Origin of the sequence: Pelomonas margarita, assembly GCF_043555875.1 — a bacterium.
Taxonomy (GTDB): Bacteria; Pseudomonadota; Gammaproteobacteria; order Burkholderiales; family Burkholderiaceae_C; genus Pelomonas; species Pelomonas margarita.
Window position 1 is genome coordinate 336990 of the sequence record NZ_JBIGHW010000002.1, and the last position, 19217, is coordinate 356206.

General features: G+C 71.2%; 20 protein-coding genes. 13 read left to right on the forward strand and 7 right to left on the reverse strand.

Going from position 1 to position 19217, the window contains the following annotated elements; genetic code table 11:
• Positions 1–202: 202 nt before the first annotated feature.
• On the reverse strand, positions 203–889 hold the full coding sequence (locus tag ACG0Z3_RS05090; RefSeq protein ID WP_394395893.1) for a DNA alkylation repair protein: 687 nt from the start codon (positions 887–889) through the stop codon (positions 203–205).
• Between the two features lie 67 nt (positions 890–956).
• Here ACG0Z3_RS05090 and ACG0Z3_RS05095 point away from each other — a divergent pair, with 67 nt between their 5' ends.
• From ACG0Z3_RS05095 to ACG0Z3_RS05115, 5 genes are all read left to right on the forward strand, one after another.
• Positions 957–2519: a thioredoxin family protein gene (locus tag ACG0Z3_RS05095; RefSeq protein WP_394395895.1), complete on the forward strand. Its 1563-nt coding sequence runs from the start codon at positions 957–959 to the stop codon at positions 2517–2519.
• Between the two features lie 122 nt (positions 2520–2641).
• A complete protein-coding gene (locus tag ACG0Z3_RS05100; protein ID WP_394395898.1) occupies positions 2642–4093 on the forward strand; it encodes an alpha/beta fold hydrolase in 1452 nt (483 codons plus the stop codon).
• Complete coding sequence (locus tag ACG0Z3_RS05105; protein ID WP_394395901.1) at positions 4090–4872, forward strand: ABC transporter ATP-binding protein; 783 nt, start codon at positions 4090–4092, stop codon at positions 4870–4872. Before ACG0Z3_RS05100 ends, ACG0Z3_RS05105 begins: the two co-directional genes overlap by 4 nt.
• The gene (locus ACG0Z3_RS05110; protein WP_394395904.1) at positions 4869–6038 is read left to right on the forward strand and encodes an ABC transporter permease; all 1170 of its coding nucleotides are present in this window, start codon (positions 4869–4871) and stop codon (positions 6036–6038) included. Before ACG0Z3_RS05105 ends, ACG0Z3_RS05110 begins: the two co-directional genes overlap by 4 nt.
• 32 nt (positions 6039–6070) lie before the next feature.
• Positions 6071–6601, forward strand: coding sequence for a hypothetical protein (locus tag ACG0Z3_RS05115; protein WP_394395905.1), 531 nt, complete (start codon positions 6071–6073; stop codon positions 6599–6601).
• On the opposite strand, the gene ACG0Z3_RS05120 is transcribed toward ACG0Z3_RS05115, so the two are convergent.
• On the reverse strand, positions 6598–7095 hold the full coding sequence (locus ACG0Z3_RS05120; protein WP_394395908.1) for a hypothetical protein: 498 nt from the start codon (positions 7093–7095) through the stop codon (positions 6598–6600). The genes ACG0Z3_RS05115 and ACG0Z3_RS05120 overlap by 4 nt on opposite strands.
• Before the next feature lie 106 nt (positions 7096–7201).
• On the opposite strand from ACG0Z3_RS05120, the gene ACG0Z3_RS05125 reads away from it, so the two are divergent.
• Positions 7202–7429, forward strand: coding sequence for a DUF2061 domain-containing protein (locus ACG0Z3_RS05125; RefSeq protein WP_394395909.1), 228 nt, complete (start codon positions 7202–7204; stop codon positions 7427–7429).
• Here ACG0Z3_RS05125 and ACG0Z3_RS05130 read toward each other — a convergent pair.
• The 3 genes from ACG0Z3_RS05130 to ACG0Z3_RS05140 form a co-directional block, all read right to left on the reverse strand.
• Positions 7417–7701, reverse strand: coding sequence for a YkgJ family cysteine cluster protein (locus ACG0Z3_RS05130; RefSeq protein ID WP_394395910.1), 285 nt, complete (start codon positions 7699–7701; stop codon positions 7417–7419). The genes ACG0Z3_RS05125 and ACG0Z3_RS05130 overlap by 13 nt on opposite strands.
• A 35-nt stretch (positions 7702–7736) precedes the next feature.
• A complete protein-coding gene (locus tag ACG0Z3_RS05135) occupies positions 7737–7931 on the reverse strand; it encodes a YgaP family membrane protein (RefSeq protein ID WP_394395912.1) in 195 nt (64 codons plus the stop codon).
• Between the two features lie 67 nt (positions 7932–7998).
• The gene (locus ACG0Z3_RS05140; protein WP_394395914.1) at positions 7999–8637 is read right to left on the reverse strand and encodes a Crp/Fnr family transcriptional regulator; all 639 of its coding nucleotides are present in this window, start codon (positions 8635–8637) and stop codon (positions 7999–8001) included.
• A gap of 118 nt (positions 8638–8755) precedes the next feature.
• Here ACG0Z3_RS05140 and ACG0Z3_RS05145 point away from each other — a divergent pair, with 118 nt between their 5' ends.
• From ACG0Z3_RS05145 to ACG0Z3_RS05175, 7 genes are all read left to right on the forward strand, one after another.
• Positions 8756–9574, forward strand: a complete 819-nt coding sequence (locus tag ACG0Z3_RS05145) for an SOS response-associated peptidase family protein (protein ID WP_394395917.1) — start codon at positions 8756–8758, stop codon at positions 9572–9574.
• A gap of 12 nt (positions 9575–9586) precedes the next feature.
• Positions 9587–9841 carry a hypothetical protein gene (locus tag ACG0Z3_RS05150; RefSeq protein WP_394395920.1) on the forward strand — a complete coding sequence of 85 codons (255 nt, stop codon included), beginning with the start codon at positions 9587–9589 and terminating at the stop codon, positions 9839–9841.
• A 231-nt stretch (positions 9842–10072) separates the two neighbouring features.
• Entirely contained in the window at positions 10073–12034 is a 1962-nt protein-coding gene (gene mnmG, locus ACG0Z3_RS05155) for a tRNA uridine-5-carboxymethylaminomethyl(34) synthesis enzyme MnmG (protein ID WP_394395923.1), read from the forward strand.
• Positions 12031–12657 (forward strand): 16S rRNA (guanine(527)-N(7))-methyltransferase RsmG, encoded by a 627-nt coding sequence (gene rsmG, locus ACG0Z3_RS05160; RefSeq protein ID WP_394395924.1) that lies wholly within the window; start codon positions 12031–12033, stop codon positions 12655–12657. Before mnmG ends, rsmG begins: the two co-directional genes overlap by 4 nt.
• A 78-nt stretch (positions 12658–12735) precedes the next feature.
• Positions 12736–13509, forward strand: coding sequence for a ParA family protein (locus ACG0Z3_RS05165; protein WP_394395927.1), 774 nt, complete (start codon positions 12736–12738; stop codon positions 13507–13509).
• Entirely contained in the window at positions 13506–14261 is a 756-nt protein-coding gene (locus tag ACG0Z3_RS05170; RefSeq protein ID WP_394395930.1) for a GNAT family N-acetyltransferase, read from the forward strand. The genes ACG0Z3_RS05165 and ACG0Z3_RS05170 overlap by 4 nt, the downstream gene beginning before the upstream one ends.
• A gap of 78 nt (positions 14262–14339) precedes the next feature.
• On the forward strand, positions 14340–15389 hold the full coding sequence (locus ACG0Z3_RS05175) for an OmpA family protein (protein WP_394395933.1): 1050 nt from the start codon (positions 14340–14342) through the stop codon (positions 15387–15389).
• Between the two features lie 29 nt (positions 15390–15418).
• Here ACG0Z3_RS05175 and ACG0Z3_RS05180 read toward each other — a convergent pair whose 3' ends face one another.
• Both ACG0Z3_RS05180 and ACG0Z3_RS05185 read right to left on the reverse strand, forming a co-directional pair.
• Positions 15419–16762 (reverse strand): esterase/lipase family protein, encoded by a 1344-nt coding sequence (locus ACG0Z3_RS05180; protein WP_394395935.1) that lies wholly within the window; start codon positions 16760–16762, stop codon positions 15419–15421.
• Positions 16759–19188, reverse strand: a complete 2430-nt coding sequence (locus ACG0Z3_RS05185) for an ATP-binding protein (RefSeq protein WP_394395936.1) — start codon at positions 19186–19188, stop codon at positions 16759–16761. The genes ACG0Z3_RS05180 and ACG0Z3_RS05185 overlap by 4 nt, the downstream gene beginning before the upstream one ends.
• Positions 19189–19217 lie beyond the last annotated feature (29 nt).

Sequence of the window (19217 nt, forward strand, 5' to 3'; positions counted from 1 at the left end):
GACGTCGTGAAAAACGTCATGCCGTCAGCATCGGCGCCGGGGCGAATCACCAACATCACCCAGAAGGTGGGACGAAGGGGGAGACGGCCCCCGCGCCTCCCCCGACATCCCTCCAAAGGGGGGAATGAATATGGGGTCGGAGTCAATTTCCACACCCCGGGGCGCTGCGCGCCACGGGGCGCGAGCCGCGCCGTCAAACGCGTCAAATGGACTCCGCCCCCCTTTTCAGCAGCTCCCGGCGGGCGTCGTGGCCGATCCAGCGGGCGGCGGCCTCATCGCGTTCGCACAGCCGCTGCGCCAGTTGCAGGGCGGGCCCGTGCAGGCCGGGGCTGCGCTTGCCAATCTGGCGCAGCGCCCAGTTGACAGCCTTGCGCACGAAGTTGCGGTCGTCGTCGGCCGCGGCGTCGATGAGCGGCAGCCGGGCGAGGAAGTCGGCGTCGGGCCGCTGCTTGTGATGCACCGCGGCCACCGCCAGCAGCGCGAAACCGGCGCGCCGCTCGAACTCGCGCTCGCGCAGGGCCCAGCGCGGGATGGCCTCCCAGGCCAGCGGGCTGCGCACGAAGGCGTTGAGGCAGGCCTGGTCACACACGTCCCACGCCGCCAGGCCGGCCACCCAGTGATCCATCTGCACCAACGTCAGGCGCGCCGGCTCGGTCACCATGCCGGCCAGGATCTGCGCATCCGGGATGCCGGTGTCCCACAGGGCCAGCGCCAGGTCGTGATCGCGCCCGAACTCGCGGGCCAGCGCACGCAGGCGGGGCACGGCCAGGCCGAGCCGCCCGTCCCCGGTCAGGCCGAAGCGCGCCATGCCGGCCTGCGCCTCGGGCCGGGCGGCGGCCTGCAGCGCGGCCAGGGCTTCATCCAGCGAAGGCTTGTGCTTATTCGGCATGCGCAGATTCTGCGGCGGCGCGCACGGCAGACAATCATCGCCTCGACACGATCGACCTCCAGGCCCGATGAAGCACCTCTTCGCCCTTGCCGCCCCCGCCACCGCGCTGGCCGCCGCCCTGCTGTTCGCCCCCGCCCTGCCCGCCCACGCGGCGCCCGGCCCGGGTGTCTCGTGGCAGGCCGCCGCGGCCGACGCCGACATCGACCGCGCCTTCGCCCGCGCCGCCGCCGAGAAGAAGCCGGTGCTGCTGTACTGGGGCGCCAAGTGGTGCCCGCCGTGCAACCAGCTCAAGGCCACGCTGTTCAACCGCGCGGACTTCATCGACCAGAGCAAGGCCTTCGTCGCCGTCAGCATCGACGGTGACGCGCCGGGCGCGCAGAAGCTGGGCACGCGCTTCAAGGTGCGCGGCTACCCGACGCTGATCCTGTTCAACCCCACCGGCAGCGAGATCACGCGCCTGCCCGGCGAGGCCGATGCGGCCCAGGTCATGAAGGTGCTGCAGCTGGGTTTGTCCAGCGGCCGCCCCGTGAAGGCCGTGCTGGCCGACGCCCGCGCCGGCAAGAAGCTCAACGCCAACGAATGGCGGCTGCTGGGCTTCTACGGCTGGGAGACCGACGAGCAGCAACTGCTGCCGGTGGCCGAGCGCCCGGCGACGCTGGCACAGCTGGCCCGCGCCAGCGAGGGCGCCGATGCCGAGACTGCTACGCGGCTGTGGCTGAAGTCGGTCGGAACGCTGGCCGAGGGCAAGGCGGCCGACGCTGCCCAGTTGCCGCGCCTGCGCGCGCTGCTGGCCGATGCGGCGCAGTCGCGCGCGCAGATGGACGTGCTGACCAACGAGGCCCGCGACTTGGTGCGCGCGTTCACGCCCACGGCCGGTGACGCCCGCACGCAGCTGAGCGCCGACTTCGACGCCACGCTGAAGCGGCTCAACGCCGACACCTCGCTGTCCCGCGCCGACCGCCTCAGCGCGCTGCAGGGCCGCATCGAGCTGGCCCGGCTCGACACGGCCCGCGACGAGCCCCATCCCAAGGCCCTGCCCGCCGCGCTGCTGGCCGAGGCCCGCGAGCAGACCGCGCGCGCCAACCGCGAGATCACCGACGGCTACGAGCGCCAAGCAGTCATCACCCAGGCCGCCCACCTGCTGGGCCGCGCCGGGCTGTGGAAGGACAGCGACGACCTGCTCAAGTCCGCGCTGGCGCGCAGCCACTCGCCCTACTACCTGATGAGCCAGCTGGGCGGCAACGCGAAGAAGCAGGGCCAGAAGGCCGAGGCGCTGCGCTGGTACGAGGAAGCCTTCAACAAGAGCGAGGGCCCCGCCACGCGGCTGCAGTGGGGCGCCAACTACCTGGGCGCGCTGGTGGAGCTGGCCCCCGAGGACACGGCGCGCATCGAGAAGGCGGCCGCCCTGCTGTTCGCCGAGGCCGCCAAGGACCCCGGCGCCTTCTACGAGCGCAGCGAGCGCTCGCTGAAGAAGGTGGCCTCGCTGCTGGCCGACTGGAACAAGAGCCCCGCCCAGGCCGCCGCCGTGGGCCGGCTCAAGAGCCAGCTGGACGGCGTGTGTGGCCAACTGGACGGCAGCGACGCCAAGGCCCGCGCCGCCTGCCAGGGCCTGCTGACGCGCAAGGGCTGACGCCAGCCATCCCCGGTTTCGGGCCACTGGTGTGGCCCGAACCGCCGTTCGCCCGACGCAGGCCCTGACGGCGCCCGGCCACGCCAGATACTCGCGCCACTCCCAACTTCCCGAGAGAAGTCATGCGTGAATGGCGCGGGGGGCTGCTGGCCCTCCTGACACTGGCCTCCATGGGCAAGGCTGCAGCGGACTCCCCGCTGAAGCCCTGCCGCATCGACGGCATTCCCAACGAGCTGCGCTGCGGCAGCCTGCAGCGCCCGCTGGACCCGGCGCGGCCGGACGGCGTGAAGATCGATGTCCACTTCGTCGTCGCGCCCGCGATGGCGCGCAACAAGCAGCCGGACGCCGTGCTGGTGCTGGCCGGCGGGCCGGGCCAGAGCGCCATCGAGGTGGCGCCCATGATGTTGCAGCGCTTCTCGCGGCTGAACAACCGGCGCGACCTGGTCTTCATCGACCAGCGCGGCACCGGCCGCTCCGCCCGCCTGGACTGCCCCGATGACAGCAAGCTGCCGCTGACCGAGCAGCTGGACACGGCCGCGCAGCTGCGCCGCCTGGACGCCTGCCGGGCCACGCTGGAGAAGCTGCCGCACGGTGACCTGCGCTTCTACACCACCACCATCGCCATGCAGGACATGGACGCCGTGCGCGAGCATCTGGGCGTGCCGCAGTGGAACCTGGAAGGCGGCAGCTACGGCACGCGCGCCGCGCTGGAGTACCTGCGCCAGTTCCCGAGCAAGGTGCGCCGCACGGTCATCGACGGCATTGCGCCGCCGGACATGGTGCTGCCGGCCAGCTTCTCGACCGACACGCAGGCCGCGCTGGACAAGCTCATCGACGCCCACGCCAAGACTTTCCCCGGCCTGCGCGAGGACTGGCAGAAGTTGCTGGCCTCACTGCCGCGCACGGTCAGCGTGGCCCACCCGATGACGGGCAAGCCCGAGCAGTTCACGGTGGACCGCGCGCTGCTGCTGCGCGCCGTGCGGGCACCGCTGTACCAGCCCGCGCTGGGCGCGGCCCTGCCGGCCGCCATCCGGGCGGCCGCCCAGGAGGGCCGCTTCGACGGGCTGTTCGGCCTGACCAGCGCCTTCGCCGGCCGCAAGGGCATGAAGCTGGCGATGGGCATGCACTTCTCCGTGGTGTGCGCCGAGGATGCGCCGCGCCTTGACGGCGCGACCGACCAGCCCGGGGCAGACTACGGCCGCTTCGACGCCGACATGTACGCCCGCGTGTGCAAGACCTGGCCCCGTGGCGACGTGCCGGCCGACTTCTACAAGGTACCGGCCGCGCCCAGCCCAGTGCTGGTGCTCAGCGGCGGGGCCGACCCCGTCACGCCACCGCGCCACGGCGAGCGCGTCGTGCAGGCTCTGGCCGCCGGCCAGCCGGCCCGCGTGCAGCATGTGGTGGTGCCCGAGGCCGGCCACGGCCTGACCGGCGTGGGCTGCATGCGGGACGTGATCTTCCGCTTCATCGACGCCAAGACCGACGCCGCCGCCCTGCCCCAGGACGCAGCCTGCGCCACCCGCATCCCGCGCCCCACCGCCTTCCAGCCCGTGCGCGAAGGGAGCCCCCAATGATCGAGATCCACGACGTCCACAAGCAGTTCACCAGCCGCACCGGTGCCGGCCTGTTCAAGCGCGGCGAGAAGCGCACCGTGCATGCGGTGCAGGGCGTGAGCCTGAACGCCGCCGATGGCCGCATCACCGGGCTGCTGGGCGCCAACGGTGCAGGCAAGACCACCACGCTGCGCATGCTGGCCGGGCTGTTTGCGCCTGACCAGGGCCGCATCGCGGTCGACGGCGTCACCGTGCAGGACGACCCGCTGAAAGCCTTGTCCCGCATGGGCATCCTGGGCGACGCGCATGGCCTGTACCCGCGCCTGTCGGCCCGCGAGAACATCATCTACTTCGGCCGGCTGCAGGGCATGAACGCCGATGCGGCCAACGTCCGCGCCGACGAGCTGGCCCGGCTGCTGGAGATGAAGAACATCCTCGACCGCCGCGCCGACGGCTTCAGCCAGGGCGAGCGCATGAAGACGGCCCTGGCCCGCGCGCTGGTGCATGACCCCGCCAACATCGTGCTGGACGAGCCCACCAACGGCCTGGACGTGCTGGCCACACGCGCGCTGCGCGAGGCGCTGCGCTGGCTGCGCAGCCCGGAGGGTGGCGCCAAGTGCATCGTCTTCTCCACGCACATCATGCAGGAGGTGGAGCTGCTGTGCGACGAGGTCATCGTCGTCTCCAAGGGCCGCAGCGTGGCCCGCGGCAGCGTGCCCGCGCTACTGCAGCAAGCCGGCGAATCCCGTTTCGAGGACGCCTTCGTGAAGCTCGCATTTCCCGAGGAGGCTGCGGCATGAACAAGCACAAGACCTGGATCGTCTTCGCCAAGGAACTGGCCGACGCGCTGCGCGACCGGCGCACGCTGCTGCGCATCCTGGTGCCGGCACTGCTGATGGGGCCGCTGCTGCTGGCGGCGCTGTCGGGCCTGATCGCCTCGCTGGAGGAACGCGCCGAGCGGCGCGAGCTGATGGCCGTGGGCCTGGAGCACGCGCCCACGCTGCAGAACTTCATCGAGCGCCAGACCTACACGCTCAAGGCTGCGCCGGCCGACTACGAAGCCCAGCTGCGCGCCACGCGGCTGCTGGAACCTGTGCTCGTGGTGCCCAAGGACTTCGAGGCCCGGCTGCTGGCCGGTGAGGCGCCCACGGTGGAGATCGTCAGCGACAGCGCCAACCAGCGCGCCGCGGCCGGCGTGGGCGCCATGCAGCGGCTGCTGATGGGCTTCAACAACGAGCGGGCCGCGCTCAACATGGCGCTGCGCGGTGTGTCCACGCAGCTGCTGCAGCCAGTGGACGTGGAGGAACGCGACCTCGCCGGCACCCAGGCCCGTGCCGCGCGGCTGACCAGCATCATCCCGATGTTCATCATCATGGCGGTGCTGTACGGCGCGCTGAGTGCCGCGCTGGACAGCACGGCCGGCGAGCGCGAGCGCGGCTCGCTGGAGCCGCTGCTGATGAACCCGGCACCGCATGGCGCCATCGTGGCCGGCAAGTGGGGCGCCGTGGCGCTGATGGGCATGGCCGTGGCGCTGCTGTCCAGCCTGAGCTTCGTGCCCGCGCAATGGCTGATCCGCAGCGACAGCCTGCAGGCCATGTTCCAGTTCGGCATGGGCGAGGTGCTGGCCTTCTGGCTGCTGCAGATCCCGCTGGCCGCCGGCCTGTCGGGCCTGCTGATGGCGCTGGCCATCCGCTCCAAGACCTTCAAGGAAGCGCAGGCCAGCAGCACGCTCATCGTCACCGTCGTCAGCCTGATGCCCATGGTCAGCCTGCTGAACCCGGGCGGTGACGCAGCGTGGTACCTATGGGTGCCGGGCCTGGCCCAGAACACGCTGATGCTGGCCGTGCTCAAGGGCGAGGCGCTGCGCTGGGAACAGGTGGCCCCTGGCGTCATCACCGGGCTGGTGATCACGGCCGGCGCGCTGGCCTACGTGGCCCGCTCGATGCGCGCGGCGGTGGCGCGCTGAGCCGGGGGCCGGCTCGCGGTAGGCTCTCCGCCATGACCCGCATCCCGGCCCTCCCTGCACTCGCTACCGCCCTGCTGGCCGCCAGCTTGGCGGGCTGCGCCAACCCGCCGCATTTCGACGCCTTCCAGCCCGCCACGCCGGCCGACTACGACGGCCCCACGGCCAATGTGGCGGACGAGGTGCAGGCGGTCGGCCCGCAGCGACTGCATGTGTTCGAGATCACGCACGTGGACGGCCGCCGGCTGGCCAGCAGCAGCACCGCCACGCGACGCGCCGGCCAGGGCGGCAGCATGACGGTCACGCCGGTGGCGCTGACCAACGAACTGGCCGTGCGGCCCACCCGCGTGCGGCTACAGGCCGCCACGCAGTACGCGTCGCCCGTGGTCGCCCTGTCCCAGCCCACCTGCCGCACGGTGGGCGACGTGGACTTCACACCCCGGGCCGGTGCGCGCTATGCGGTGCGTGGCCGCATCGACAACGGTGCCTGCGAAGCCTGGATCGAGGATCTCGCCACGGGCCAGCCCGCCACCGACAAGGTCAGCGGCCCGGGCACGGCGCGCTAGCGGCAACGCCGCGCAGCGGCCGCCAGCAGCACACGCGAATACCAGCGGTGCAGGCCCAGCAGCGCACGGAAACCCGGGCCGAAGCGCGGCTCGCCGCCAGGCCCGCGCCGGCGCGGCACCAGGGCCGACCCGAACCACAGCACCGTGCCGCCATCGGCGGCCGGCTGCACACAGAACCAGGAGCGCGTGACGCCGCTGTCCTCGTGCATCAGCAACTCGTCGGCATCGCGGGCCTCGACCGTCCAGACGGCGATGCGCTCGCCCGTCCCGCACGCAACGGCTCGGGCCATCGCATCAGTGGACGGCTTGCCCAGCAGCGCCATCAGCCATCGCTCGGCCTTGAACACCGGCGTCGTGTAGAAGGCCTCGACGAACTCTGCCAGTGACACACGGCGTGCCACCGCCAGGCAGTACGCATCGGCAAAAGCCCCCTGCCGCGCCGCCATGCGGCCCAACAGGCTGGTAGGGGGAACAGGCTGTTCATCAAGCTTCATGGCGCCCAGTGTCCTCGTCCATCACCGAGATAGCCGGAAGTGATTGGCCAAGGTCGATGCGAATAATTAGCATTTGCCTATTCAAACCAGCCGGGCGATAGACACCATGACCAAGACCCTCTGCTTCGGCGTCATGCACCTGATCACGGCCTTCAGCATCACCTATGCGCTGACGGGCAGCGTGACGATTGCCGGCGCGGTGACCTTCCTGGAACCGCTGGCCAATACAGTGCTGCACTACTTCTTCGACAAGTACTGGGACCACCCACGGGCCCAGGCCTGGCGCGCGCGTTGGCGCGTCGGCCGCCCGGTGGCGGTGGCTCAGCCGGGTTGATCGGGCAGATCGGGCGGATGGGGCGCCGTCTGCTCCTCCATCCAGCCCAGCCAGCGCAACGCCTGCTCGCGGCTGCTGCCGCACATCTCCTCGTGCGGCGCGAGCGAGCTGCACACGGCCGGGCGCTCGGGCCGGCCGAAGATCCTGCAGCGCAGCGCCTCGTCCAGCTGCGCGCAGCGCACGCCGGCCGGCTTGCCCTGCGGGTGGCCGGGAATGGGCGAGCTGATCGACGGCGCGATGCAGCAGGCGGCACAACGGGGGCGGCAATCCATGGCGGCATTGTCGGCCGCGCGCCGCCAGGCGGGAGTCAGCCCTTGAGCGGGCAGGTGTTGAAGCCCAGCACCGAGTACAGCGGGCAGGTGCTCAGCAGGCCGGTGGCCAGCGGCACGAGGCCGACATAGCCCCAGGCGCCCACGGTGCCGGTGACGGCCAGTGCCAGCAGCACGAGGCCGGCGACGATGCGGGCGATGCGGTCGAAACCGCCGACATTGGTCTTGAACATGGGGCTCTCCTTCGGGTTGCGATGCCGCCATCCTCGGCGGGGCCTCCCCCGCTGTCGGTGACCTGCGTCACACAGCGTTTGACGCCGCGCAAAGGCGGTGCAACGCGGCCGCATCGGTCACGTCGATGCGCTCGCGGCCCAGCTGCACCCAGCCGTCGCGCTCGAAGCGGCGCAGCAGCCGGCTGACGATCTCGCGCACGGTGCCCAGCTCGTCGGCCAGCTGCTGGTGCGTGGCCAGCAGGCGCGGGCCGCGAGCGCACAGCAGCGCGGCCAGGCGCTGGTCCAGCCGCTGGAAGGCCACGGCCTCCACCAGCGCCATCAAGTCGGCCAGGCGCTCGGCCATCAGGCCCATCACGTAACGGCGCAGCACCGGGTCGCGCTCGCAGACGGCCTCGAAGTCCGCCGGGCTGATGAGGCGCAGCGCCGTCTCGGTGCGCGCTTCGCCGCTGGCCGTGGCCGCGCGGTGCGCGAACAAACAGGTGGCCGACACGACGCACACCTCACCGGGCTCCACGCGGTAGAGCTCCAGCTGCCGCCCATCCGGCGCCAGCAGCGACACGCGCACGCTGCCCTCGTCCACCAGCGGGAAGCCCGGGCAGGGCTGGCCGGCATCGAAGAGCCGCGTGCCGGCGGGCACACGCAGGGGCTGGGCACGCGCGGCGAGGTCCGCCAGCGGGGCGAGCACGGCATCAGAGGGGATGGGCATGGCGCGATTGCAGCACACCGCCCGGCCAGCACAGGTGCTCGACATGCGTGACACCAATAACTGTTTTTTTATACAGTAACATCACCCGCGCAGGCCCGGCAGGCAACCACGCCCCACCATGCTCACGCACTACGAACCCGTCACCGATAACGCCCAGCTGCTCGCCCGCTTCGGCGTGACCTTGCCCGAAGGCGCCGATCCCGCCTCGGACGACGCCGCCGCAGCAGTGCGGCCACTCATCCTCCACGCAGGCCCGAAGCCGGCCGGCCGCCTGGGCGACGCACGCCTCGGGCGGCTCGGCCTGCTGCCGCGCTTTGCCACCGAGCCCGGCGACGCCCGGCACACCATGCACTGCCCGGTCGAGGCAATGAAGTCGCAACCCGACTTCAGGGAGAGCTGGTGGGCTGGGCGCCGCTGCATCGTGCCGGTGGTGCATGTCTCGGCCTGGCGCTACGCCGCCAGCCGGCCGCAGCGCTGGCAGGTGCAGCACGTCGATGACGAGCCCCTTGCCCTGGCGGGGTTGTGGAACGAATGGACGGGCCCGGCGGGCGAAACGGTGCTGTCCTTCAGCGTGCTGACACAGGCCGCCGACGGCCATGAGCTGTTCCGCCACCTGGCCCTGCCCGGCCAGGCGCCGCGCATGCCCGTCATGCTGCCGGCCACGGCGCTGCTGCTCTGGCTGGATGGCGGACTGAAGGACGCCGAACGACTGCTGCAGCGGCCACCCACCGAGCCGCTGAAGGCTGGGCCCGAGGCTGGCGCCGCGGCCACCCCGCGCGAGCCGGCCAGCTGGTCGGTGCTGCCCGACATGTTTGCGCACGAGTGGCATGCGATGGCCGTCGAAGCGCCGCCACTTCGCACTCCCCCCCGGAGCCGCCGCGCGTTGCGCCCCCCGTCACCCGAGCCCGTCGGCCCGACCACGGCCGACCTCTTCTGAAGCGGAGCACCCATGCAACTCGACCTGAGCAATGTGGACAGCATCGTGGCCTGGTGGCGCGTCTGGCCTGAGCGCCATGACAGCTACCTGGACTACAAGCTCCAGGCCAGCCCCGAATTTGCGCACAGCATCCTGAGCGCGCGGCGCGTCATCGACGGTCGGCCCGAGCTGCGCGCACTCAAGCCGCCGGCGGAGCATGCCTGGCATCTCACGCCGCCCGCAGCACCGGATGACATCGCCTGGCCCGAGGCCTCGGCCACCGACTGAGCCCTGCGCCTACGACGCACCGGCATTCGCGCAGTTGCCTGGCGTCTTCTGGACGACAGGACCTTGGGCCCGACGGTCAGCACGGCCGTCGGGCACTTTTTTGGCTGCATGTATCAACGGCAGGAAGGCGCGGCCGGCGAGAAATCCGGTGGGTGACTTGTCCACAGGCGGTTCGTAAAATTCAGGGTTTGCCCAGGCGCCCTGCCCGGGCCTGCTCTTGCCAGGAACGAGATGCTCTACCCCAAGGAATTCGACGTCATCGTCGTCGGCGGCGGCCATGCCGGCACCGAGGCCGCGCTGGCCGCTGCGCGCATGGGCGCGCAGACGCTGCTGCTGACCCACAACATCGAGACCCTGGGCGCGATGAGCTGCAACCCCAGCATCGGCGGCATCGGCAAAGGCCACCTCGTGAAGGAAGTGGACGCGCTGGGCGGTGCGATGGCGCTGGCCACCGATGAGGGCGGCATCCAGTTCCGCATCCTGAACGGCTCCAAGGGCCCAGCCGTGCGCGCCACCCGCGCCCAGGCCGACCGCATCCTCTACAAGGCCGCCATCCGCCGCCGGCTGGAGAACCAGCCCAACCTCATGCTCTTCCAGCAGGCAGTGGACGACCTGATGGTGGAGGGCGACCGCGTGGTGGGCGCTGTCACGCAGGCCGGCATCCAGTTCCGCGCCCGCGCCGTCGTGCTGACGGCCGGCACCTTCCTGGACGGCCGCGTGCATGTGGGCCTGCAGAACTACGCCGCCGGCCGCGCGGGCGACCCGCCGGCCGTATCGCTGTCGGCGCGGCTGAAGGAACTGAAGCTGCCACAGGGCCGCCTCAAGACCGGCACGCCGCCGCGCATCGATGGCCGCACCATCGACTTCAGCAAGTGCGAGGCGCAACCGGGCGACCTGACGCCCGTGCCGGTGTTCAGTTTCATGGGCAACACCGCCATGCACCCGCAGCAGGTGCCGTGCTGGATCACCCACACCAACGCCCGCACGCACGAGATCATCCGCAGCGGCTTCGACCGCAGCCCGATGTTCACCGGCGTCATCGAGGGCGTGGGCCCGCGCTACTGCCCCAGCATCGAAGACAAGGTGAACCGCTTCGCCGACAAGGACTCGCACCAGATCTTCCTGGAGCCCGAGGGCCTGACGACGCACGAGTTCTACCCCAACGGCATCTCCACCTCCCTGCCCTTCGACATCCAGCTGGCCGCCGTGCGCAGCATCCCCGGGCTGGAGAACGCAGACATCCTGCGCCCGGGCTACGCCATCGAGTACGACTACTTCGACCCGCGCGGGCTGAAGAGCAGCTTCGAGACCAAGGTCATCCAGGGCCTGTTCTTCGCCGGCCAGATCAACGGCACGACCGGCTACGAGGAAGCCGCCGCCCAGGGCCTGTTCGCTGGCCTGAACGCGGCGCTGCAGGTGCGTGGCGATGGGCCGTGGACGCCGGCGCGTGATCAGGCCTACTTGGGCGTGCTGGTGGACGACCTCATCACCAAGGGCGTGACCGAGCCCTACCGCATGTTCACCAGCCGCGCCGAGTTCCGGCTGCAGCTGCGCGAGGACAACGCCGATGCACGCCTGACCGAAGTGGGCCGCCAGCTTGGCCTGGTGGACGACGAGCGCTGGGCAGCCTTCAACCGCAAGCGCGACGCTGTTTCACGTGAAACAGAGAAGCTCAAGAGCACCTGGGTGCACCCTGGCGTGCTGCCGGCGGCGGACGCCGAGCGGCTGGTCGGCAAGGCGCTGGAGCGCGAGTACAACCTCGCCGACCTGCTGCGCCGCCCCGGCGTGGGCTTCGACACTGTGGCCGAGGTGGCCGCCATCGCCAAGCCCGAGGTCGTGGTTTCACGTGAAACACTCGCCGCCGAACTCGGCGCTGAGCTGGCCGACCTCGTGGCCGAGCAGGTGGAAATCAGCGTCAAGTACGCCGGCTACATCAACAAGCAGGTCGATGATGTCGCCCGCGCCGCCCACTTCGAGCATCTGAAGTTGCCGGATGAGCTGGACTACAGCCTCGTCCATGCCCTCTCCTTCGAGGCGCGGCAGAAGCTCAACACCCACCGCCCGGAAACCCTGGGCCAGGCCTCGCGCATTTCGGGCATCACACCGGCCGCCATCTCGCTGCTGCTGGTGCACCTGAAGAAGGGCAAGTTCAAGGGCTTCACCGAAGCTGCCGACACGGTGGCCACTGCATGAAAGACACCCTCCAAGCCGCCGCCACCCAACTGGGCCTGAACCTCAGCGACCACCAACTCGACCAGCTGCTGGCCTACCTGGCCCTGCTGCAGAAGTGGAACAAGGTCTACAACCTGACCGCCGTGCGTGACCCGGCGCAGATGCTGAGCCACCACCTGATCGACAGCCTGTCGGCCTTGCCGCCACTGCTGCGTCACGGCGCGCCGGCCAGGCTGATGGATGTGGGCGCCGGCGGCGGGCTGCCGGGCGTGGTCATCGCCCTCTGCTGCCCCAGCACCGACGTGACTTGCGTGGACGCCGTCGCCAAGAAGGCCACCTTTATCCAGCAGGTCGCTGCCGAGCTGAAGCTGCCCAACCTGCACGGCGTGCACAGCCGCGTCGAGCAACTGACGACCGAGCCGTTAGGCGTCATCACGTCCCGCGCTTTCGCGTCGCTGGTGGACTTCACCTCGCTGACCCGCCAGCACCTGGCCCCGGGCGCTGTCTGGATGGCCATGAAGGGTCAGCACCCGGCCGACGAGATCGCCGCCCTACCTGCTGACGTGGAGGTGTTTCACGTGGAACAACTGGCCGTCCCCGGTCTGGACGCGCAGCGCTGCATCGTCTGGATGCAGCCTCGCTGAGGCCGCTTCACGGGTCGCGCCCGAGGGCCGGCCCCCTCTGACACCGGTACGATGCCGGCTGCTCCCGGAACCCCAGCCATGGCCAAGATTTTCTGCATCGCCAACCAGAAGGGTGGCGTCGGCAAGACCACCACCACCGTCAACCTGGCCGCCGGCCTCGCAAAGATCGGCCAGCGCGTCCTCGTCATCGACCTGGACCCTCAAGGCAATGCCACCATGGGTTCCGGCATCGACAAGCGCAAGCTGGAGACCACGGTCTACGACGTGCTGCTGGAGTCCGCCACCATCGCCGAGGCCAAGGCCCACGCCGAGAAAGCTGGCTACGACGTGCTGGGCGCCAACCGCGAACTGGCCGGTGCCGAGGTGGACCTGGTGGCGCTGGAGCGCCGCGAGGCCCGGCTCAAGGCCGCGATCGCCCAGGCTGCGGCCGACTACGACTTCATCCTCATCGACTGCCCGCCGTCGCTGTCCATGCTGACGCTGAATGGCCTGTGCAGCGCGCATGGCGTCATCGTGCCCATGCAGTGCGAGTACTTCGCGCTGGAGGGGCTGACCGACCTGGTCAACACCATCAAGCAGATCCACGCCAACCTGAACCCCGATCTGGAGATCATTGGCCTGCTGCGCGTCATGTTCGACCCGCGTATCACGCTACAGCAGCAGGTCAGCGACCAGCTCAAGACCCATTTCGGCAACAAGGTGTTCGACACCGTCATCCCGCGCAACGTGCGGCTGGCCGAGGCGCCAAGCTACGGTTTGCCCGGCGTGGTGTTCGACCCGTCCTCCAAGGGCGCCGTGGCGTTCGTGGACTTCGCCAAGGAGATGGTGAGGCGCATCGAGACGATGCGGTGAACACCGCCCTGCAGGCGCTCGCTCTGCGTGCCGAACTCGCCGGCCTCGACGCCTCCGCCCCGCCCCAGCAAACCGACATCGACGGCTGGCTGATCCGCCTGTCCCCTGGCAAGGCCAAGCGCTCGCGCTGCATCAACGCGCTGCGCCAGGGCACGCTGCCGCTGGACGACCTGCTGGCCCGCTGCCAGCGCGCCTTTGATGCCGCCGGCCTGCCGTTAGCCATGCGCGTGACGCCCTGGAGCCAGCCGCCCGACCTGGACAAACGCCTCGCCACCAAGGGCTGGGCCGCCTTCGATGCGGCCGACGTGATGGTGCTGGACACCTTGGCGCCACAGCCCGCGCCGGCCGCCCTCCAGGCGCTGGATGCCCCGGCCTACGCCGCACTCGTCGGCACGCTGCGCGGCTCGTCAGCCAGCGCCATCGCCGCCCACGCCGAGCGCATCGCCAACGCCCCGGTCGCCTACCAGGGCTTCGCGCTGAACGACGCGCAAGGCCAGCTGCTCGCCTGCGGCCAGATGGTGGTGGCGGGCGATCTCGTCGGCCTGTACGACATCGCCTCCGCCGTGCCACGGCAAGGCCACGGCGAGCGCCTGTGCCGCGCGCTGCTGGCCCTGGCCCGCCAGCAGGGTGCCACCCAGGCCTACCTGCAGGTGGGCAGCGACAACGCCGTCGCCCAGCGCCTCTACGGCCGGCTGGGCTTCGTCTTCGCCTACCGTTACCACTACCGCAGCCCGGAGACCGAGCTGGTCTGAGCACCAGCCCTGCTGTCCCCTGTTTTCAGGGCGCCGTCCGACAGGCAGGCTCCGGCGGCTGGGCCAACATGCCCGACCATGCGCCCGACCGCCCACGCCCTGACCGCCCTGACCGCCCTGCTCGCCCTGACGCTCCCGCTGGGCGCCCAGGCCGCTGACCCCGTGACCCTGGCCGATGTGCCGGGCAGTGCGGACCACCCCGTCATCAGCCGCTTCACCGGCAGCACGCTGGCCGGCTGGGGTCAGCAGGACTGGGCCACCACCGAACTGCCCAACGCCACCGGGGCCGCGCGCGGTGATCGCCGCCAACTGGCCGACCCCGTGCGCGCCGAAGGCAAGCTGACCCAGCTGTTCTACCTGGGCCCTGTGGGCAAGACGGCGCTGGAGGTCTTCCGCAACCACCAACAGGCACTGGTGGCGGCCGGCTTCAAGCCACGCTTCAGCTGCGAGCTCAAGGCCTGCCACGACACCTTCTTCGCCCTCGGCAAGAACGCCCGCGGCCGCCAGATGAGCTGGGCCAAGGGCTCGCTGATGGGTGCCCGGGGCAGCTTCAAGGGCCGCGAGTTCCCGCTCGTCATGGCGCTCAGTCCCGACGAGGGCCGCATGCTGGCCGGCACGCTCACCCGCAACGGCAGCACGCTGGAGCTGCTGCTCTACACCTCGCTGGCCGACAACGCCTACACCGACCGCGCCGCCACCTATATCGAGATCGTCGAGCCCCGGTCCATGCAGACCGGCCAGGTCAGCGTGGACGCCAACGCCATCGCCGCCGGCCTGCAGGCCGACGGTCGCATCGCGTTGACGGGCCTGTTCTTCGACACCGGCAAGGCCGAGCTCAAGCCTGAGTCCCGCCCCCAGCTGGAGGCCATGGCCGAGCTGCTGAAGGCCCAACCCGGGCTCAAGGCCTGGATCGTTGGCCACACCGACAACGTGGGCAGCGTCGAGGCCAACGAGAAGCTCAGCCTGGCCCGCGCCCAGGCCGTGGTGGCGGCGCTGACTGCCCCGCCCTACCAGGTGGACGGCAAGCGGCTGGCTGCGCGCGGTCTGGCTGCCCTGGCGCCCGTGGCCGGCAACGGCAGCGAGACCGGCCGCGCGAAGAACCGGCGGGTCGAGATGGTGGCGCAATGAGCGCCAGCCGCCCCGCCTGACGACGCTGTTCAGCGCAGGCGCGCGTCCAGCCAGGTCAGCACGCGCAGGTCCTGGAAGTAATTGCAGTGGTGGGTCTCGGCACTGGCGCCCAGGTCCTGCCAGTGCGGCGCAGCCAACGGCGTGGCGCCAAGCTGGTTCATGGACGCACTGTCCACGACCAGGTCGTTGGGTTGCTGGAAGATCAGGTCGGCCCCGCGGTGCAGCGCCTGGTCCTTCAGCTGCGTCACGCGCTGCCACAGCCTCCACAGCGGCAGGTTGACCTCGGCCGGCACGAAGCTGCCGCCGATGGCGTGCACGTCCACGCCGCCGGGCAGCGGGTAAAGCTGGGCCAGCTCCAGGTTGTTGGTCACGCGCCCCTGCGCCAGCAGCCCCGGCACCAGGCCCATGGCGGCGTCGGCCAGCGGCGTGCGGGCGCCCAGGGCCAGCACCTGGCCCAGCACGCAGGCCAGGCCAGCCACGCCCAGCGCAAGCGGCTGCAGGCCCGGCGGCACAGCCCGGCCGGCCTTCAGGGCAGCGTGGGCCACGGCATCGGCAAAGCTGGCCAGCGTGTCCAGCGCCTGGCGCAGCTTGTCCGGCGCCGCCAGCGAGGTGCCGGCCAGCGGTGAGCCGACGAACAGCGCCTGGCGCACCGGCAGCGTAGGCGCCAAGCGCAACAGCCAGGAGATGACCAGTCCGCCCCGGCTGTGCCCCACGAAGTCCAGTGCGGCCGTGCAGTCGGCCAGCGCGTCGCGCAGCGCCAGCGCGTTCAGCCACGGCGCGACGCTAAGCGTGGGGTGGTCAAAAGCCAGCACGGCGGCATAGGTGCCGCCCGCGCGGGCCAGCCGCGCCAGCAAGGCCTCGCCGTCGGCCGTGGCAGCCAGCTCCTTGGCATACATGGCGCTGGCGCTGAAGGTGCCATGCACCAGCACCAGCACGCGGCCCCGCAGGCTTGCCAGCTCGCCCGCCAGCAGCGGCGCCCAGTGCACGCCGTTCCAGCGCCGCAGGCCGTCCACCGGGCGCTGGCCAGCCAGCGCGGGGTTCAGCCGCTCGTCCAGCCGGCGCAAGCCGTCGGTGATGGCATTCAACCCCAGCTCGGGGAAGGCAATGCGCTCGACCGTGTCGTTCGCATCCACGCCAATAGCTCGCCAGCTGCGCCGGGCGCCGCTGGCGCCACGCGGCCGCGCGGGGGGCTCGTACACCCATCGCAGCAGGCCGTCGTCATCGCGCACCAGGCGCACCGCCGCCCGCCCGTCGCCGAGCTCGAAGCCGCGCCGGCGGCGCTGCTGAAGCGACGGCCTCAGCACCTCGCCTGGCGCCACCGGCGGCTCGGTGAAGCACTCTCGCGCCTGGGCCCACAGCGCATGCGAACTCATGGCAGCTCCTTGAGCAGCGGCAGCGGCGTGACCTGGGCCTGCCGCGCGGTGACGATGTCCAGCATGGAGTCGTAGTCGGCCCGCTCGGCCAGCGCCTGCACGCCGGACTCGATGGCCTCAATGAAGCCGCAGTGCTCGGTCAGCCGCACGGTCTCGATGGGCACCAGCTTGCGCTCGCGTATCCAGCGCCTCACCTCGGCCCAGCTGGCCTTGCCGGCATGCCAGCCGACGGTTTGCGCATTGGCCGCCGAGCTTCCGCCTGCATCGGCCTGCACCACCTCGCTGTAGCTGACCGCGCCCATCTGCTGGTACTCCTGCTGGAAACTGCTGTGCCGCCACCACCCAGGCAGTGCGTGACCGTCGAGCAGGAAGACGACCGGGTAGATGTCCACCAGCTCCAGACAGGCCGCGAACAGCAGCGCCAGGTCGATGCAGGTGCCGGCGCGGTCGGCCTGGACGGTGGACGGCACACGCAGACGCTGCGAGTCCAGGTCGCCGCTATAGCTGGGCGGCGGGTTGATGTAGCCGAGTTTCCAGTCGTGCAGCAGCGTGGCCCAGATGGCCTCCACCTGGCGGTCGACGGCGCGCAGCGCGTCCTCGTCGAGGGCATCGGCCGGCACGGCCTGGTAGCCCTCGAAGCCGGCCGAGGGGTCGTCGCGCAGCACGCGGTTGTAGCGCTGCGCCTGCGCCACGGCGCGCACCACGGCCGGGTCGCGCGGCAGCACGAAGGACGGCAGCCAGCGGCCGTCCCGGCGGTTGTCGCGCCACTGGTCCACGGGCAGCAGGCGCAGGCGGTGACTGTCGTGGTACAGCACCTCGCCGCCCTGGCGCACACAGACATGCAGGCTGGTGTTGATAGCCTCGTGCACGCTGCGCGCCACCTCGGCCGTCAGCGGCACGTGGATCTTGTCGGTCAGCTTCTCGCGCACCTGGCGCAGCTTGACGCGGCGCTGGTAGCGCGCGACCTCAGCGCCCAGGTGCACGGCCACCTCCACATCCAGCGGCGCCGCGTCCTGGAAGCGCTCGCAGCTCAGCACGAAGCGCCGGAACAGCGGCTGGGCGTTGTGCAGCACGGCGTAGTTCAACTCGCGGAAGGGCTCGATCTCGCAGCGCACCTCGGCCGAGGCTGGGCGCGCCGCTGCACCGGCATGCACGGCCAGGCGCCGACCCTGGGCCTCGTGCGCCGCGCGGGTGTCCGGGTCGACGAAGACCGGGCCGTCCAGCCACAGCGTCACGCCGGTGGCGTCCACTGACTCGGGCAGCGCCCTCACCTCGGCCCACATGCGGGAGAAGGCGTCCGGCAGATCGAAGCCGCCGTCGAACAGCTGCCGCAGCAGCAGGGTCAGCGCGTACTCGGCCAGCGAATCGTCGAAGGCATCCTGGAAACCCAGCGCCGCCCGCGACGCGCCCTCGGCGATCAGCATGGGCGCCAGACGCGCGGCGCTGTTCCAGACGTTCAGCGTCGTCAGATAGGGGGGCTGCGTGCCCACCGCCGCCGCGATGGCCTGCGCCAGTGCCTGGGCCGGCACCAAGCGCGGGGCGCCGTCGGTGCCGCGCAGCAGCAGGCCGTCCTGCAGGCGGCGTGCGTCGGCCAGCACTTCGTCCAGCGGCAGGCGCTGCAGCGGCGCGTCCAGCGCATCGGCGCTGGCCACCTCCACCAGCGCCGTCCTCGCGGCCAGCGCACCCAGCTCGCGCAGCGCCTGGTGGCTGTCCATGCCGGCCACGTGCAGCAGGTGGGGCGGGCGGACCGCCAGTTCGGCCACCAGCTCCTCCAAGCTGGGATGGTTCAGCACGCGCGGCGCCGGCACCTCGCGCGGCAGCGCAGCGGCCAGGTTCTTCAGCTCGGCCTCCACCGTCCAACGCTCGGCCAGCTCGCTGGGCAGCACGTTGACGAACAGCACGCGCAGCTCCCGCCAGGCCGGCAGCACCACCGCCTGGCGCGGCATGGGCTGCCAGGCGCCAGCCACCTCGTGCTGCACCTGCAGCTCGCGAATGACGGTCAGCGGCCGCGCGCCGCCCGGGGCCGCGCGGCGCTGCTCGCGCGTGGCGGCGGCCAGCACGTACTCCCACGGGAACACGCGCCCCTCCCAGCACAGCGCCTCGTGCTGATACGGCACGCGCACCACCAACGTGGACGCCTGGCCCAGCGCCTGAAGCTGGGCCGCGCCCAGGCCCAAAGCCCGCAGCGTGGCGGCTGCGTCGGCCTGGTGCTGCTCGCGCACCTTGGCCTCGCGCACCCAGCGCTGGCGCGAGCGCAGCAGGTAGGTCCAGCGCAGCGCCTGCTGCGCCATGCTCTGGCGCGAGCGCTCGTCCACAGCGGCCAGCGGCTGTCCCAGCGCATCGCCGTCATGGGCGATGTGTACGCCTGCCAGCAGCTGCTCATGCGCGCGGGCGGCGCCCTTCCCCGGTCTGCCTGCTGTTGCCACGGGCGGTTCTCCTGTCGGCCATCAAGGGC